We start from the raw sequence: 17128 nt of genomic DNA, 5'->3' as shown, positions 1-17128 counted from the left end.
AAGCCTCTTTGGGGGCTTCCCCTCCCCCCATCCTTTTGCTTTTCTCTCCCACACCCGCAGAGTTGTCCGGGTGCAGGCTGGTTGCAGGGCGACATATGACCAAAGATAATGCATTACCTTCAGGTTGCCGTCTCACAGACTTACTATTAATGGGAAACAACGCTTATTGCGTCATCAATGGCGGTTGGAGAAACTTCATCACTCTGTTGATGGTCAAAAGCTAAATAAACCATTTTTGTGGAAACATCTTGTGAAAACAGCCGTGAATAAAAAGGTAAAGCCGATCGTTATTTTCGATTCCGGTGTCGGCGGCCTCAGTATCTATCAGGAAATAAAGCAGGCTTTACCTTATGCTCCGGTGGTTTACTGTTCCGATACTCAGGGGTTTCCCTACGGCCCAAAGCCCGAGCAGGAAGTGATTGAGCGTACCAGCCTCTGCCTGAATGCGTTAGCCGAACAGTTTGATCCCTCGCTCGCTGTTATTGCCTGCAATACCGCCAGTACCATCTCTCTGCCCAGGGTACGCGAAGAGCTGGATTTCCCCGTTGTTGGCGTGGTGCCAGCCATCAAGACGGCCAGTGAGTACTCAAAAAAACGCTGCATCGGGCTTCTGGCGACACCTGGCACGATTGCCCGCAGCTATACCGACCAGCTGATTGATGATTTTGCCGGGGATTGTCAGGTGATTCGAGTGGGTTCCAGCGAATTGGTACAGATGGCTGAACAGCACCTTCGGGGCGAGCCGGTTTCAGAGCACGATCTGCACCGGATTCTTGGCCCTTTTTTTGCCGAAGAAGAGGTACCGGATGTGGTAGTTCTTGGCTGTACCCACTTCCCTTTGCTGAGAACAGCGTTGCAGCAGGTATCTGCCGACATTCACTGGATCGACTCAGGCTCTGCTATTGCCCGCAGGGTTGCCAGCCTGTTGGACCCGGCCGGGTTTGATGCAGAGTCAGCACCACACGATCTCTTTATGCACACAGGGCTGGATGATCAGGTAAGTGCTCTGGTTCCAGCGTTGGAGAAAATGGGATTTGTTGCCGTGAGACATTTACCCGTCGGGTCAGAGGTGATGACGCCACCGTCACTGGGAGACGGTGGCGTCCATTGCGGCGAGAACGTTGTCAATTACTCAAAAGAGCGGGCTTCATAAAAAGCGACTTCTGAAATACTGTGGTAAGCCTTGGACTGCTCGCGGAACTCGCTGAACGATTGATAAACTCGTCCAGCCACATCGCTGGTGGCCGCAACTTCCTCAGTAATCTCATCAGCTACCTTTTTCAGTTCAACAAGTACGTCATCCGGCAAACGTTTTACGGTTACCCCGTGCTCATTCACCAGCTGTTGCAACGCCGCATTATTCCGTGCGGTGTACTCATCAATCATGTCCTGGTTTGCTGCGCGGGCTGCCGTTTTGACAATGGCTTGCAGGTCTTCTGGCAGTTTATTCCATGCATCCAGATTGATGGTGAATTCCATCATGCTGCCTGGCTCATGCCAGCCCGGGTAGTAGTAGTAAGAAGCGGCCTTATAGAAACCAAAGGCCAGGTCATTGTATGGGCCGACCCACTCAGTCGCATCAATAGCGCCGGTCTGAAGCGCCGTAAATAGCTCGCCACCGGGGATATTCACAGGTACCCCGCCAAGGCGCTGCAGTACTTCACCGCCCATACCCGGGATGCGCATTTTCAGACCTTTCAGGTCATCCAGGCTGTTGATCTCCTTGTTGAACCAGCCCGCCATCTGAACCCCGGTGTTGCCACCGGCCATCGGTTTTACATTAAATGGTTTATACACCTCGTCCCAGAGCGCCTGCCCGCCACCATAGTGAATCCAGCTGCTGATTTCCTGAGCGTTCAAACCAAAGGGAACGGCAGTAAAGAACTGGGTGGCCGGGTCTTTACCCTTCCAGTAATAAGCGCCACTGTGCCCCATATCCGCCGTGCCACTGGATACGGCATCAAATACTTCCAGTGGTGGCACCAGTTCACCGCCACCATACACTTTGACGGTCAGCCGACCATTACTCATTTTATTAACGGACTCGGCAAAGCGCTCAGGCGCGATACCCAGACCCGGGAAATTTTTTGGCCAGGACGTCACCAGCTTCCACTCGATGGCTGTTTGAGCTTCTGGTGCTAATGATCCGGTATTGGTGGTTTGCTGCGGTTGTTCACCCTGGCCACAGCCTGCCAGTGCTGCAACTGCGGCAGCGACCCCGAAAGAGGACAATAAATTACGACGTTTCATGAAAAGACCCTGTTTTCTTAATCTTATTTATAGGGAACACGACAGAAGCATAGTAATTGGATAGGTGGAAGCTGACAAGCTGCCATTAATAGAGAGGCTTTGAAGCAGGAGCCTCAGGGCCTGTTGAGGTTTTGTTACGAGCAGGAAAAAAATGGAAGTTACTCAGGATAAGGAACTTCCTCTGCCGCTTATTGTCTCATGGCAGTTAATAGTCATGAATACAGGTGCAAACATGGATAGTATCAGGGTTAATACTGGCGATCAGTCGTTTAAATGCAGTATCTGTCAGGAGCAGGATGGCGGCACCACAAACGAATTTGCTGGCCGGTTGCAAGTCAAGGCATCGTGTCAGTATGGATGCCAGCTTCACCTTGGTTGTATTCCCCTACTGACTGATCAGCAGCAACTCAAACTGGGCCAACGCCGCTGTTCCGAATGTCAGAAGCTTCCCGTGCTGCCATTGCTTTGCGAATCCAAATCGCTAGAGGAGTACGCCTGCCGCTCCGGAAATTGGCAAGCACTGGCACTGATTCTGAAGATTAAAGCCGATCATGGTGCCAGCATACCTTTGGATAAACGTCTGTTGTTAATTACTTTGCAGGAAAGGAATAGCAAATGCCTGGAGCTTTTGTGTATGGCGGGCGCGAATGTCAACGCTACCTTAAGCGATGGATCCACCCTTTTACACATGGTCGCCTTTTGTGGTGACACCGATTCCCTCAAGGTGCTGCTCAAGACCCCGGGAGTGAATGTCAGTGCCCTCGAAGACGATGGTTTCACCCCTTTACACTGGGCTGCTACAAATGGTACCCCCTGTCACACTGATTGCCTGAAATTGCTGATTGCTCACCCCGGGGTGGATATCAATGCCAAGGATGTCTATGGTCTCACTCCTTTACACTGGGCCGCTGCAAAGGGTAACACCGATAGCCTGAAGTTGCTGCTCGACACCCCGGGGATAGATATCCACGTTACCTGTACATTTGGCCTCACTCCTCTGCACCACGCAGCCAATTGGGAAAGGGTCGATTGCGTGGAAGCGCTGCTCTTTAAGGGAGCGAATGTCAATGCCGTCGCTACTGAACGCCCTGGCATCACACCACTGGACCTCGCCAAACACAGGAGCAACCCTGCGTGCGCAGAACGCCTGATTGCCAAAGGGGCAAAAACGTCATTGGAGCTGAAAGCACTGCAGCAGGAATAGGCAAGAAAAGAGCAGGAATGCCGTCTGATATGAGGAAGAAAAATCGGGCATGAAATAACCAGGTGGGTTATTACTGCCCCGGGCTGGCAGGAATCTTCCAGAGTAATGCAGTACCGCCTTTTAAAAAGTCAGCAAAATAACATATACCATCGTTACAGTAGATCAATAAATGATCACCATCAGGGCTAAATTTGGCCGATTTAACGGGATGATCCAGTTTTATCTGCTCTTTTTTTGACCATTTGCCATCATCACCAATACCCCAGAGTTGCACAAGGCCAGGCTGGTGTTTGTCCTTCTTGTTCATTTTGTTGCCATAGGTTAGAAAATGGTTTTCCAATTCATTAAAACTAGCGTCCCTGATGAAGTCGGCATCAGAGTCCGTCACCGCCAGTTTCATCCACTGGCCATTATCGTTGCGCCCCAGGATACAAGCGGTGTCGTCCAGGCTAATGGTATAGGCAAGCCGCCCTGATCGGGAAAACCGAGCGTCCATAATACTGTTTCGATGTTGAACCACCAATGGTTCCTGACGTTTGCCCTGGCTGTCGAGGGCCTGAATTTTTACCGTCCGGTCACGACTGCGGGTCAGCACACAGTCCTCCTGAGCGTTGAAGGCAGCATAGTCAATCCCCCCCTGATGATATATCCTCGTTTTCTCAATCAGATCACCTTCCTCGTCATGCCCCCAAATACAGGCGAAATTTGTTTCATTGCCATAGCTCAGAAGAAGGTTCTCTGAGGGACTGAAGATAGCTTTGTGACTGCCACTGTGGTAAATGGTCTGGCCATTAACCAGCCGATGGTCAGTACTGTTGTAGTCCCAGAGTTTAAAGGAGCCAATACCGGAGTTGGCCAATAATTTATGCCCGGAGGCGCTGAATTTGGCCTCTGCACACCTGTGAATTTTCGCTTTTACTACCCAGGGATTGTCGTTAGCGTCACCGTTGGCGTCATAACCTGAAATAATAAATGTATTGTCGGTATCACGGGTCAGCGCAAGGTGCCCGGAGGCGTTGAAGGCGGCTTCGCAAATAGGTTTGGCGCAAGGTTGGTAGTCTTCATTCATGCTCCATTCAGGATGACAGATCTCCCCGATCTGTGACCAATTGCCATCGACATCACAACCCAGAAAGATAGCCTGGCCACCTTCGGTGAAGATCATGGCATGTTGCTCATCATGACTCAGCTGAGCACCGGCAATTTGCCTATTGCACTCAATGACCTTTTGCTCCTCCAGGCAGTGAGTCTCATCGCTACAGCCCCAAATGGTCGCTGTTGTACCCTGGTAAGTCAGTAAATAATGGTTCGTGGCCTCGAAAGGCACTTGATGTGGCACAGTTTGCTGACAGTGACTGATCTCTTTAGCCTGGGTTAGCGGGGTCCACCGACCGTTGCTATCCTCGCGCAATACGTTGATTTTGCCGGTCTGTGGATCGTAGGACATTATTTTGTCCTGCAAGGGGCTGAAGTCTGCCTTAACCCTCGGACACTTTTCATCAGTGGTGGTGTGCTCAAGCACCACCGCCTCCTGCCAACGGCCATCGCTGTTCAGCGTACTCATCGAGATATTGCCATCATAGCTGATGCTCAGGAGTGTATTTTCCGACTGGTTAAGCTGGTAACGAAAGATTGCATCAGAACTCTTGACCCGCCCTTTTGGCAACCAGTTGCCATCCGCACCCTGTCGCCAGATGCTCAGACTAAACTCGTTCTCATCGTCGCAACCATTGATAATCAGGTTTTTACTCGTTGGGCTGATGCTGACATCGCGAATATAACAACCGACGCCAGTCGCCAGTTTGAGTTCCAGATAATTGGCCTGGCATTGGATAATACGAGCCTTGATTGGGTCAATAGATTTGGTGCCTGAGATGATGTCAGTTGATGATTTGGTGCCTGAGGTGATGTTAGTTGATGATTCGGTGTCTGAGGTGTCAGTTGATGATTCGGTGTCTGAGGTGTCAGTTGATGATTCGGTGTCTGAGTAGTCAGTTGATGATTCGGTATATGAGTCGTCAGTTGATGGTCTTGTCAGGGTATTGCCACTATTTGCTGAAATGGCACCAGCAGGCCCTATAGTATTATCTGTCGGTTCAGGCTCGGTGTGACTATCGTACGGAATATTCTGTTGCTCATCATGTTGTTGCGATGCATCGGCCAAACCAATGCCTGGCGACTGCGGCACCATGGAAACGTTCAGTCCGATAATTTCCAGCTTACGCTTACCGATAGCGGTGATGAACGTCAATTCAGGTGGTGAATCCAGCCTCAACCGTTCAAGTGATTTGAACTGGTCCGGTCCAGAAATTTCTGAGACCTGTTTGTTAAAGGCAGCCACTGATTTATTCAGCGTTTTCAGATCATTAAATAACTGCCGTTCATTGGTTTCTATTCTGCTTGCGGCTGCACTGCCTTGCGCAATTGGTTGCATGATAACTCCGGTCAAATTGACACAGGAATGGAATTTATACGGGCATGGTAGGTTAGTATCCCAAGGGTGTTGGAATCATCATCTATTACCTGCCTGATCATTTATTCAGTTCCTGAGCATTAAGATCTGGCAATTTAACAAAAGTTCCTGCTCCAGGGTTTTACGAGGCTGCCTGCGTCGGCGGCGAAAACAGGCAAGAGGCAATGCACCATCAGCAATGCCCTTAGATTGGAGACAGGTTAGCGTAAGCCATCATCAACCATTTAGCGCCTTCAGAATCAAAATTGACCTGCACCCGGGCCTGGTTGCCATCACCTTCGTAATTAATCACGATTCCCTCACCAAACACGTTGTGATGGACGCGCTGGCCCAGTGACAGACCGTGGTCAGGGGATGCCGGTGCCATGCGAGTCGCTACCGGTCGGGTAATGGTGCCACCAAGGCGCACTTCCTGGAGCAGTTCACCGGGGATCTCCCGAATAAAACGGGAAGGGCGGTTCATGGTTTCACTGCCGTACAGGCGTCGGCTTTCGGCATAGGTCAGATACAGGGTTGCCATGGCTCGGGTAATACCCACATAACAAAGCCGACGCTCTTCCTCAAGGTTGCCTTCATCCAACGACATTTTATGGGGGAATAACCCCTCCTCCATACCGGCCAGAAAGACCAGCGGGAACTCCAGCCCCTTGGCAGAGTGAAGCGTCATCATCTGCACGCTGTCCTGGAACTGATCGGCCTGACTGGTACCCGCTTCCAGTGCGGCATTGGCCAGGAAGGCATCCAGAGGTGTCATGGTTTCGGTTTCTTCACCCTGCTGGTCATCAAGGAACAGTTCGTCCATATCAAACTGACGACAGGCATTCACCAGTTCTTCCAGGTTTTCCACCCGGGCCTGACCTTTCTCGCCCTTCTCTTTGCTGTGGTGGTCAATCAGGCCGCTCATGGTGACCACATGGTCGGACAGCTCACCCAGATCCAGTGTTTCACCGGCATGGCTCAGGGACTCGATCAATTCCACAAAAGCGGCCATGGATTTACCCGCCTTACCGCCAACCGCCGAGGCTGCCACCAGGTTTTTCAGCGCCTGCCACAGTGAAATACCCTGACTCCGGGCCGCCTCTCTGAGCTTTTCTACGGTTTTCTCACCGATACCCCGGGTGGGAATATTGATTACCCGCTCCAGAGAGGTGTCGTCATCCGGCGACCGGACAAGCCGGAGATAGGCCAGGGCGTTTTTGATCTCTGCCCGTTCAAAGAAGCGCTGCCCACCGTAGATTCGGTAGGGGATCGCAGCCCGGAGCATCGCCTCTTCAAGAATACGGGACTGCGCATTGGACCGGTAAAGGATGGCAATATCGCTGCGGGCCGTGCCTTTGGTGATGGCATCTTTAATCCGGTCAGTAATAAATCGGGCTTCGTCCATCTCGTTAAAGCCGGCGTACAGGTGCACTGGCTCGCCTTTATCACCATCGGTACGCAGCTCTTTTCCCAGACGATCCGGGTTATTGGCAATAACGGCATTGGCGGCCTGCAGGATATTGCCGGTAGAGCGGTAATTCTGTTCCAGTTTGATGGTCTGGGCATTGGGGAAGTCATGGGTGAACTGACGTATATTCTCAATTCTGGCACCGCGCCAGCCATAAATGGACTGGTCATCATCACCCACCACCATCAGCTTGTCCTGGTCTCCCGCCAGCAATCGCAGCCAGGCATACTGCACGGCGTTGGTATCCTGAAACTCATCCACCAGAATGTATCGGAAGCGTTCGCGGTAATGCTGGAGAATATCGGCCCGCTTCAGCAGCAGCTCGTGTGCCCGCAGCAGCAGCTCCCCGAAGTCCACCACTCCCACCTGTTCGCAGTACTCATGGTAGCGTCGATAAACATCAACCATGGTGCGTTCAAATGGGTCGTAACCGGGATCAATGTAATCGGGACGAAGTCCTTCATCTTTTTTGCTGTTGATAAACCACTGGGCCTGACGTGGCGGCCACTTCTGTTCATCCAGCTGCATGGCTTTCATAATCCGTTTGAGCACGCGCAGCTGATCGTCACTGTCCAGAATCTGAAAGTTTTCGGGCAGTCCTGTTTCCTTCCAGTGTGCCCTGAGCAGACGGTGGGAAAGACCATGAAACGTACCCACCCACATTCCCCTGGGGGCGATGCCCAGCAGTTCCTCAATACGTGAGCGCATCTCTGCCGCGGCCTTGTTGGTGAAGGTGACGGCCATCACCGAATAAGGGGACATGGCTTCAGCCTGCACCAGCCAGGCGATCCGGTGGACAAGTACGCGGGTTTTACCACTACCGGCACCGGCCAGAACCAGCATAGAGCTGACGGGAGCTGCAACAGCACTGCGCTGTGCATCATTCAGTGAATCAAGTATTGAGGTTACGTCCATAAGAATCTTTCAGTCAGAAGTCGATGCCCCCTGGTGATGGGGAGAGTATTTTCCAGAACAGTGAGAGTTTAGCGAAACTGCGCCATGAGGTCTTGTAATGGTTGATTTGTGCGATTTATCGCACATTTTTATACGACATGAGTAGTTGTCGTACGATCAGTAATTTAATATTTTGGTAATCGTAATCAGGCATCATTTAATAACAAATACAAGAAGAGGATGCTGTTATGGGAAAAGGTAAAAAAGCCGAGAAAGAGTTCATTCTGGATGAGCACCTGATCCGTCCTGAACTTGAGCAGAAAGGTTCCAAGCGCTCCCTGCAAATCCGCAGAGCGCTTGAGGATCGGGAAGAAGATAAGCGGCTCAGCGCCATCTTTGGGGAAGATTACTGGGAAGGCATCTAACCACTTCAAATAAATACGAACCTTTGCGTACTCGCTGGCGAAGGTTTGTTTTCGCAAAAATACGACTCTCTGCGATTTTCAATTGCTCCGTCCTTTCGTCAAGAATTTAGCAAGGCTGAAACTGGTTTTTGTGATGGTTTAATGTCGTTTTGTCGACATCGGCTTTTTGGTGAGCCATGCCACACTGCCACTCAATGTAGCCATTTTGTAGTCATTGTTCTTCACTGGTTTCTGGATTGCTTCATCGGCCTTAATCAGAGGCCTTATGATCCCTGATCAAATTTCAGCAGGTTAGAACGCGGGTTATTTTGACACTTAAGGTGAACTGTTGATAGATAGAAGACAGATGACAATTACCTGTAACAAATGCCCATGACGCGTGAAAATATTGCACCAAAACAGGCAAAAATGTGACGAATCAGGTGTGGCGTATTCTCTTGAAAGGGCTATATTGGCTCGAAGGCAGCATGTTTGAATTAGGAAGGCTTGTTCAATTCATTTATTTGGCCTCTTGAAATCTGGATTTCATGATTTAGGTATTAATTGAATCCTGAGTGGCAAGACCATTACACAGGTAATTTGAGGGTTAGATGCTTGCGCAGGTGCCATTGCTTGATAAGGGAGTATTGAATGTCACAACTCGAACAAATCAATCAACTAATGATTGATGTCGGCCCGTTAACAGATGTTCATGCAATCGTAAAGAAGAAGGATGAGAGTGGGTGGACTTTGGTCTACGAAGAATCGGTGTGGGTTGATTTTTTGTATAGCCCGGAACTACAAAAGCTCACTTTGATCGCCCCGATTGGCAAGCCTGGCGAAGAGCGGCAGAACTATACGTATCAAACGCTGCTGGAATACAACTGGCTATTTGAAACCACGGAAGGGATTCGGATCGCTTTGACCGAGCCAGGCGGAAACTTGATGCAATTGCTCGATCTGTTTGTTGCAGATCTGGATCTTTCAATGTTACGGACGGTGGTTGAGAACTTCACCGCTCGTGCGCGTCGTTGGCAGGCCGTTATGATGCAGGGCGGTTTAACAGCAGAAAACGATGATTCACAAGAAAGTCCGTATGCAGATATCGCCCCGATTACGGATGGTCTTTTTAAGGTCTGAACAACACAAATCAATCCCCTTAAGAGAATCAAGTGATGGATCAAATTCTGCATAACAAACTGCACAACATCTTACAGGCTGCCGAAGCCGCGGAGGGTAATGAGCATTTACGCACGGACCAATCAACCGACAATACAGGGAAGACAATCTACGTAAAGACATCTCAGATAAAGTGGGGTTCTGGGTGGTTGTTTGGAACTAGCGGCGTAACACGGGCCAAGCGAGCCAGGGAGCACGTTGAAAGTGCGTTGCGCGAGAGCGGATTCACGGATAATGAAGTAGAAACCATCATTGGAAAGGTCACACAGACCATTACTCATGGCACATTTTCCACCAAGACGGATGTTGTCGTCGCCAAGCTTCTTCACGAAGAGGTGAAGGAAAAACTGAGGACTCTGCCGTACGATAGAATCCGGGATCTTCACAAAGACATTCAGATCCAAAAACTAAAAGACATATCACAAGAAGCAATCAGGCAGTTGCCTGAAGAAGTCGCAGAACTTGTTGAAGGAAAGGTTGACAAACTGTTCACAGATCGGGACAGCAGGCTGGAGGCCGCCTTTTTGTCGGACGCCATGTTGAGGCTTGGTCCGGAAGACCGATTGGCGGTTCAAGCTCACGTGCTGGTTGCCGCAACAGGCGGCAATTATCATGTACTTTCAGACTTGGTTACCGACCTTGAGTCGCTCCAAAATGACGGCAAAGTCGATATTCACGAAGCTTTGAAAGACTATAGTTGCCGCGAGAACCGAGCAGGGCATGGCCCGGAAGTTGTATTAACGACTTTCGGGAAACGGTTGTTTGATGCTATGGAGGACCGGCTGTATAGTACACCCGGCAAAGGCTCTGCTGTCAACTGGTACGGAAATCCTGGCGTCAATTGTTACGCTTACGCAGTGAGCTGCTATGACCCCGATCTGGACAAAAAACAGCCCGAGATGGGACGATCATTGAATTATAAGTTGGTTGACCCTAAAACCATAGACAACAACTTTGTCTTTGACGAGACGATAGGGCAAAAACTCTGGGCAGCCAAGCTAGAGAATAATCAATCAGAGATTCAAAGGCTTGAAAACCTTCAGCAGCGCCAAGCCGGGGTTATGCTGGAAATGTACATACGCGGTGCTGAACAAGATGGAGTCGAGCGAATCGATGAATTATCTTTGAATGACCGAGAGCCGGGCAAGCGGCCTGAATTCTATCTGGCCTGTTTGTTGGCGGACAAATCAAAGACACCCGCCCCTTTTCATTGGTTGAGGCGAGAGGAAAACAGAACGCTTGTCGAAAGCAGCGAGACAATCGCCTGGAGCAACAAATTTGGCAAGAATGGAAAAATCAGCACTATGGTGAGAGACAACGACCCGAGACCTCTGTGCTGGGATACGATTAAGGACAAAATCAGACCAACACAGTTTGAGCCCGTTAGTTTTTTCTGGATCCCGGACGGAGGCATCACTGTAAAAGGGGAGCGAGAACGACCAGTAGAGGTCTAAACAGATTCTGTTGCAAAAAAGTATTTGCAAATCCTGAAATGAGCTTGCACTTTTATAGCTAACACCGGGTTGTTTCCCCATCGCTATTGGCCCGGGGAGGTGTCTATTATTTTCCCCGGCCAATGAGATTCCAAAGAGCACCCTCAAAAAGGGATAAGGCCAGCGTTCCGGGAAGCGTCCGTCTGGCGTCAAGTCTGATGAAACCTTGACTCTCGTCTTCTTCAATCACGAATAACTGATAGAGAAGAACAGCCATTTCTGAACAGATCACATTTTTGGGCGTGAGATGCGATCTGCTTTTGTACTTCTCCAATCGCCTTCTGGCAGCGTCTCCAAAAGCAAAGGAGCCAAGCCCTGCCATAGCTCAATGATAGCCTTTCCAGTGGGCACTGGAGAATTCAACTTGTTGCTGTGTTAATCGCATCCAGTGAAGACCACTCACCTGATACCTATTCAGATTGAAGTGTTATATTATAACGCTTTCCAAAAGAGCGGATTTTGTATGCAGTTTGTCCCTGTTAAACCGTTGCTGATGACAGCATTACTAATGACTGTCAGCTGCTTCGCAAGTGCTGAGCCACCAAAGGTTCTTGCCAGCATCAAGCCCTTGCAGCTGATTGCCCAGGCGGTGACGGAGGGGGTGACTCATACTGAGGTATTGTTGCCTCCGGGAAGCTCACCTCATAGCCATAGCCTCAAGCCCTCTGATGCCCGCAAGTTAAGAAATGCGGATGTCATTTTCTGGGTAGGCCCTTCAATGGAGACTTTTCTGCCAAAAATGCTGGCCTCGGCAAAGGGGGTAAAAGCCGTATCCGCGATGGACATGCATGGCATTCGCCTGCGCAGCAGTGAAGAGCATGAGCACCATATTCACGAGCATGGAGAGCATCACGATCATGGTGACTATGACCCTCATATCTGGTTGAGCACCGATAACGCCAGGGTTATTGCCAGAGAGATGGCCCGGGTGTTGATGTCTGTGGACAAGGTTAACCAGTCTCGCTATCAGCGTAATCTTGCTCTGTTTCTGAACAGCATGGACCAGACGGACGTACGCAACGGTCAAAAAGTAGAACAATCAGGCAGGCAGCCATTTTTCGTTTTTCATAATGCCTATGGCTATTTACAAGAGCAGTATGGATTGGAAGTTGCCGGCTATTTCACCCTGAATCCTGAGCAGCAACCCGGGGCCCGGCACCTGGTAAGCCTGAAAGGGCAGTTGAACAAAGTGGGGTCAGCTTGCATTTTCCGGGAGCCACAGTTCCAGCCTGCTTATATTGAGCGGCTGACAGAAGGGCTTTCCGTCCAGGTTGGTGTGCTTGACCCGTTGGCAGAAAATATTCAATCCGGACCTGAAAGCTATGCAACGTTTATCAACCAGCTTGTGGATAACATCACCAGTTGTATTCAGGGTACGGTGAAGAAGAGTGATAAACTCAGCTGATCAGGCTGATACCCATCAGGTTGCCAAGCAGCAGACTGATGATGATCGACGCTGGCAGCAGGGCTGCCAGCAATGTTACCCACATTTTCAGATTTGCGTACTCCTGGCGAAGATTCCAGCGTTTTGCCACATATCTTTTATCTTCGTCCATCTCTGTGGATAAACCACAGCCAGTGCAGCTGACCTGCCACATTTTTACCCGTTGACTGCCTTTGCCGATGATCAGGTCGGCAAATATGGCTTTACCCCGGCAACAGGGGCAGGACTGTAGTTTCATGACTCTTCCCTGAGCGATATCTGCGTCATGGATTGGTTATACCCTGTGTATTCATAGCTTATGCACAGACTTTCACAGCTTATCCACAGGATGGCGGCAATCGTATAGCACTATCCTAAAATAATGGTCTTGCTGCCATCAACAATAACCCGGTCTTCGATGTGATACCTCAATCCCCGTGCCAGTACACTTTTCTCGACATCCTTTCCTAAGCGCACCATATCTTCTGGCAGGTGGTGATGCCCAACCCGGATGACGTCCTGCTCGATGATCGGGCCCGCATCAAGGATTTCCGTCACGTAGTGGCAGGTGGCACCCACCAGCTTAACGCCTCGCTCGTAGGCCTGATGATAGGGCTTGGCACCCACAAAAGAAGGCAGAAAGCTGTGATGGATATTAATGACACGGTCGGCATACTGCTCACACAGTTGCGGTGGCAAAATTTGCATATAACGTGCAAGTACAACTGTATCAACACTGTACTGTTCCAGCAGTGATGTCATTGCCTCAAAGGCCGATGCCTTATCCCCTTTATCCACAGGTACATGGTGATAGGGAATACCATGCCACTCCACATAGCTGCGCAAATCTTCATGATTGGAGATGACACAGGGTATTTCCATTTTCAGGTCGCCACTTCGCCAGCGGTAAAGCAGGTCAGACAGGCAGTGGGCCTCTTTACTGGCCAGAAGGGCAACACGCTGGGGAACTCCTGAGTCATTGATGCGCCAGTCCAGACTGAGCTTTTCAGCAGCAGGGGTGAAATGATGTTTAAATTCATCCAGAGAAAAAGGCAGACTGTCCGCTTTGATTTCATTGCGCATGTAAAAGCGCCCGGTCACTGGATCAGCGTGGTGATTGGCTTCAACAATCCAGCCGCCGTGTCTGGCGATAAAGTCACTGACGGTGGCTACGATGCCTGTAGCGTCCGGGCAGGAAACAAGTAAACGATAAGTTCTGTTCATGGTGCTTAATAAACGTAAATTGAGCAGCAATTATAAGTAGTAGTCGCTATGAAATCATATTTTGCCTGATGCTGATCAGTGCTTCAGTGGAATTTTCACCGTTCTGCGGGGTCATTAAGTTACACTGATTGATTATAACCAGATGTGGAGCGGTTCTTGTAATGATGCGTTTGCCTGATAGCCCGGATCTGGTCATCATGGGTGATCCCCTGCTTTTTCAGCAACATCAACAGGTGTGGGTTGATGATATATTGACCGATGATTTCCAGCACAATCTCCAGACTCTGCGTAACAGGCAAATTGAGGCAAACGGTATTGGTATTGCCGCGCCTCAGATTGGCTGGGGGGCAAGGGTATTGTGCATAGGAGTGACTGAGGAGACGAAATCACGTTATCCCGTCGTGCCCGATATTCCGCTTTCATTCTGGATCAATCCCCAGATCATAGAAGTCAGTGAGGAAACCTGCTGGACATGGGAGGGATGCTTGTCCGTTCCGGGTATCAGAGGATGGGTGAACAGACCGGCAAACGTGAAAGTCAGGGGCTTTGATGATCAGGGCAATATTATTGAGGCTGTTCTGGATGGGTTTGCCGCCAGGGTTATGCTGCATGAAATTGATCACCTGGACGGGATCTTGTTTCCGGAACGGATTGATGAAACAACGCTGATGGTGCCCAATATATCAATGGAAACCCAAAGCTGTTGGCCGGAAAACTGGCCAACCATCAATGCCCGAATGACACCACCGGGGATGATTTCGGCGGAAAGATAGCCTGCTGACCAGGCATTGAGAATTCATGTGAAAGCCATCTGACTCTGACGATGGCAGATTTTCAGTTAAAAGATGCTGTCATCACCGTCTTCCAGAAGCTGCGTAGTATCCGCATTACTCCTGAGACTTTCACGATATCTGCGACGATGGAGCAGTTTTGCCTGAACGGCATCCGGAAACTCGGTGAACTGGATGATCTGCTTATCAATTAACAGATCAATCACATCTTCAAGTACCCGGATAAAATCGGCATCGGAAGACGTCATAATGCCGGTGCTGATTTCCGGATTATTGTGCAGAAAGAGCATCAGGCTTTCGTCGTCCATCCCGGTCTGTTGCCACTCATTGGACAGCGGTTTCTCTGAAACGGCACACACCTGATTGTTATCATCCCTGAGTACGTAGAGCATGTCCTTTTCTCTCGTTTTTGATTAATTGGTATCCGTTTTCCGGTGCCGCTGTGCTTATTGAAGCGGCATGGCAGCCACCAGATCAGCAATCAGTTTGCGGCTCACGTCGTAGGCCGCTTCACCAGGTCGCCCTTCTCCCAGGCCATCTATGCTCCAAACCAGGTCTCCCGATGATAAATCATTAACTTTCAAGCTCAGAGCTGTGGAAAAGCGATTCTGCTGGTCATAGCGCCATTCAAGAATTTCAGCAGATATGGAGTACTTGATGTGTTGACTGATGGCCCACACGCGGGCTTGCTCAACCTGGAAGACCTCGGAAAGGTAATCCGGAACCGAGAAAGTTTTAGGTAAGTGATAAATTGTAGGGTTTTTTATACCTTTCGAGGGCAGTTGGACCAACAACATACGTTCAAGCTGAATAAGATCCTCGTATGGAACTTTAGCGTGGCTGATAAAGGGTAATACGGTCCAATTATTATCCTTCGTGAGCTTTTCCTGCTTCAATTCAGGGAAAATCTTGCCGTTCGTTTGGCATCCAGCGAGCGTCACCGCAAAAAAGCTGACAATAAAGATAAAGGCATACCGTTGCCGGAGCCAGGTTGGGAAGAGGTTATTTTTCATGTTGGCATAACTCATGGTGATGCAGCTTAAGCCATTGCAGTGCAATGACCGCTGGAGCATTGGCAATCCTTCCGTCTTCCACCATATCATAAGCTTCCCGGAAGGGAAGAACATGAACCTTGATATCCTCACCTTCATCGGCAACACCAAAAATGCCGCCAGCAGCCGTGGCGTCTACCAGACCACAGAAAAGCTTGAGTTTTTCGTTACTGGCTCCGGGGCTGACATAGAAATCAGAGACCGGCATTAATGAGGTAATCTGATAACCGGTCTCTTCCTCTACTTCGCGCAGGGCAACTTCTTCCAGGGTTTCGCCAGGCTCACTGATGCCGGCAACCACTTCCAGCAACCAGGGGTCATCGTCACTCAAAAAAGGTCCCATGCGGAATTGCTCCACCAGAACCACTTGGTCATGAACCGGATCAAACAATATAACGCCCACAGAGGGTGGCCTGACGGTGGCTTCACGGATCAGGGGACGGCTGACTCCCCCGTTAAAGAGCCGATGCGTAATCGTGTATTTAAAGAGCTTCAGAAAGCCTGAATAAACCTTTGCCTCTTCCTGAACCTGTACATCGCGGGCATCAAGACCTGAAAGCTTCATGGGTTCCCTGTCTGGTATAAGTTGTTATTGATAATAAACGCCTGAACAGAAGGTAGCAGCATATTCAACCCCTGCTGAAGATCATCGGCTATTTTTTCGGATTCAAGAATATTGCGGACCTCACTGCTGCGGATGGCCACCCGTTCAGTGGCGGTAAAGATCGGCCACGTTTCCTCAATTTCCTGCGATTTATAAAATCGGTTCCAGGTTTCCGGCCTGGCATTATCCGGCCCTCTGATGAAGGACAGTGTGGCTTTATCCCGGTACTGACTGGTCAAGGCTGCCATCAGGTCATAGGTGTATACCGGCCTGCCGGGGTTCTGTTCCAGCAGTTCTGCCTCCAGATCACATACCTCCAGGGGGCAGCCAGCCTCTGCTTCATCAATAAAGCATTGCAGCATCTGCACACGGAGGCCGAATGGCAGAGGGTTTTTGTCAAAAGCATGAAAGGCACTGGGAACCAGCAGGATGCAGTCATGGCAGGTGGCTGCCTGTTGTAACACATCCAGATGCCCAAGTGTTGGTGGGTCAAATGCTGAGCCAAAAACACCCAGCTTGATAGGGCTCATCATTGAGTCTCCGTGTTTGATGGTATCCGCGCTGACAAAAGCGTGGCCTGATTATATCGATTTTACAGGGTCTACCGAAGGCAGCCAGACAGTTGGTTTATTCCGAAGCGGTTAAAGATTCAGGCTCTTCGCCGTTTCATATGGATTTCAGGATGTCTGC

At 50.0% G+C, this 17128-nt stretch carries 17 protein-coding genes; 7 read left to right on the top strand and 10 right to left on the bottom strand.

The window, feature by feature from the left end:
• Positions 1-250 precede the first annotated feature (250 nt).
• Positions 251-1153, top strand: coding sequence for a glutamate racemase (gene murI / locus CX664_RS03125; protein ID WP_244910618.1), 903 nt, complete (start codon positions 251-253; stop codon positions 1151-1153).
• Here murI and CX664_RS03120 read toward each other — a convergent pair.
• A complete protein-coding gene (locus CX664_RS03120) occupies positions 1129-2250 on the bottom strand; it encodes a TRAP transporter substrate-binding protein (RefSeq protein ID WP_101745320.1) in 1122 nt (373 codons plus the stop codon). The two genes, murI and CX664_RS03120, sit on opposite strands and share 25 nt — an antisense overlap.
• A gap of 232 nt (positions 2251-2482) precedes the next feature.
• Here CX664_RS03120 and CX664_RS03115 point away from each other — a divergent pair, with 232 nt between their 5' ends.
• Positions 2483-3454 (top strand): ankyrin repeat domain-containing protein, encoded by a 972-nt coding sequence (locus CX664_RS03115; RefSeq protein WP_180966358.1) that lies wholly within the window; start codon positions 2483-2485, stop codon positions 3452-3454.
• Positions 3455-3524: 70 nt separating this feature from the next.
• Here the strand turns inward: CX664_RS03115 and CX664_RS03110 are convergent, their stop codons facing one another.
• Complete coding sequence (locus CX664_RS03110; protein ID WP_101745318.1) at positions 3525-5888, bottom strand: WD40 repeat domain-containing protein; 2364 nt, start codon at positions 5886-5888, stop codon at positions 3525-3527.
• Between the two features lie 223 nt (positions 5889-6111).
• Positions 6112-8289 (bottom strand): DNA helicase II, encoded by a 2178-nt coding sequence (gene uvrD / locus CX664_RS03105; RefSeq protein WP_101745317.1) that lies wholly within the window; start codon positions 8287-8289, stop codon positions 6112-6114.
• 227 nt (positions 8290-8516) lie between these two features.
• On the opposite strand from uvrD, the gene CX664_RS26150 reads away from it, so the two are divergent.
• From CX664_RS26150 to CX664_RS03095, 3 genes are all read left to right on the top strand, one after another.
• Positions 8517-8693, top strand: a complete 177-nt coding sequence (locus CX664_RS26150) for a hypothetical protein (protein WP_163372284.1) — start codon at positions 8517-8519, stop codon at positions 8691-8693.
• 630 nt (positions 8694-9323) lie between these two features.
• Positions 9324-9812, top strand: a complete 489-nt coding sequence (locus CX664_RS03100) for a type III secretion system chaperone (protein ID WP_101745316.1) — start codon at positions 9324-9326, stop codon at positions 9810-9812.
• A 35-nt stretch (positions 9813-9847) separates the two neighbouring features.
• Positions 9848-11305 carry a hypothetical protein gene (locus CX664_RS03095; protein ID WP_101745315.1) on the top strand — a complete coding sequence of 486 codons (1458 nt, stop codon included), beginning with the start codon at positions 9848-9850 and terminating at the stop codon, positions 11303-11305.
• Positions 11306-11411: 106 nt separating this feature from the next.
• Here the strand turns inward: CX664_RS03095 and CX664_RS03090 are convergent, their stop codons facing one another.
• Positions 11412-11666: a hypothetical protein gene (locus CX664_RS03090; RefSeq protein WP_101745314.1), complete on the bottom strand. Its 255-nt coding sequence runs from the start codon at positions 11664-11666 to the stop codon at positions 11412-11414.
• Positions 11667-11807: 141 nt separating this feature from the next.
• Here CX664_RS03090 and znuA point away from each other — a divergent pair, with 141 nt between their 5' ends.
• On the top strand, positions 11808-12749 hold the full coding sequence (gene znuA, locus CX664_RS03085; protein WP_101745313.1) for a zinc ABC transporter substrate-binding protein ZnuA: 942 nt from the start codon (positions 11808-11810) through the stop codon (positions 12747-12749).
• Here znuA and CX664_RS03080 read toward each other — a convergent pair.
• Both CX664_RS03080 and purU read right to left on the bottom strand, forming a co-directional pair.
• A complete protein-coding gene (locus CX664_RS03080) occupies positions 12742-13026 on the bottom strand; it encodes a Lar family restriction alleviation protein (RefSeq protein ID WP_101745312.1) in 285 nt (94 codons plus the stop codon). The genes znuA and CX664_RS03080 overlap by 8 nt on opposite strands.
• A 110-nt stretch (positions 13027-13136) precedes the next feature.
• A complete protein-coding gene (gene purU / locus CX664_RS03075; protein WP_101745381.1) occupies positions 13137-13991 on the bottom strand; it encodes a formyltetrahydrofolate deformylase in 855 nt (284 codons plus the stop codon).
• Between the two features lie 161 nt (positions 13992-14152).
• Here purU and def point away from each other — a divergent pair, with 161 nt between their 5' ends.
• Positions 14153-14764: a peptide deformylase gene (gene def, locus CX664_RS03070; protein WP_101745311.1), complete on the top strand. Its 612-nt coding sequence runs from the start codon at positions 14153-14155 to the stop codon at positions 14762-14764.
• 65 nt (positions 14765-14829) lie between these two features.
• Here def and CX664_RS03065 read toward each other — a convergent pair whose 3' ends face one another.
• The 4 genes from CX664_RS03065 to CX664_RS03050 are packed head-to-tail and all read right to left on the bottom strand — an operon-like array spanning position 14830 to position 16971.
• The gene (locus tag CX664_RS03065; RefSeq protein ID WP_101745310.1) at positions 14830-15174 is read right to left on the bottom strand and encodes a tryptophan synthase subunit beta; all 345 of its coding nucleotides are present in this window, start codon (positions 15172-15174) and stop codon (positions 14830-14832) included.
• Between the two features lie 54 nt (positions 15175-15228).
• Positions 15229-15810, bottom strand: a complete 582-nt coding sequence (locus tag CX664_RS03060; protein WP_101745309.1) for a hypothetical protein — start codon at positions 15808-15810, stop codon at positions 15229-15231.
• On the bottom strand, positions 15785-16399 hold the full coding sequence (locus CX664_RS03055; RefSeq protein WP_101745308.1) for an NUDIX domain-containing protein: 615 nt from the start codon (positions 16397-16399) through the stop codon (positions 15785-15787). The genes CX664_RS03060 and CX664_RS03055 overlap by 26 nt, the downstream gene beginning before the upstream one ends.
• Positions 16396-16971: an adenylyltransferase/cytidyltransferase family protein gene (locus CX664_RS03050; protein WP_101745307.1), complete on the bottom strand. Its 576-nt coding sequence runs from the start codon at positions 16969-16971 to the stop codon at positions 16396-16398. The genes CX664_RS03055 and CX664_RS03050 overlap by 4 nt, the downstream gene beginning before the upstream one ends.
• Between the last annotated feature and the right edge of the window lie 157 nt (positions 16972-17128).

The sequence above is a fragment of the Endozoicomonas acroporae genome, from assembly GCF_002864045.1.
Classification (GTDB): Bacteria; Pseudomonadota; Gammaproteobacteria; order Pseudomonadales; family Endozoicomonadaceae; genus Endozoicomonas; species Endozoicomonas acroporae.
The sequence above is the reverse complement of the archived record's forward strand: the minus strand, read 5'-3'. Positions and strand labels throughout refer to the sequence as shown.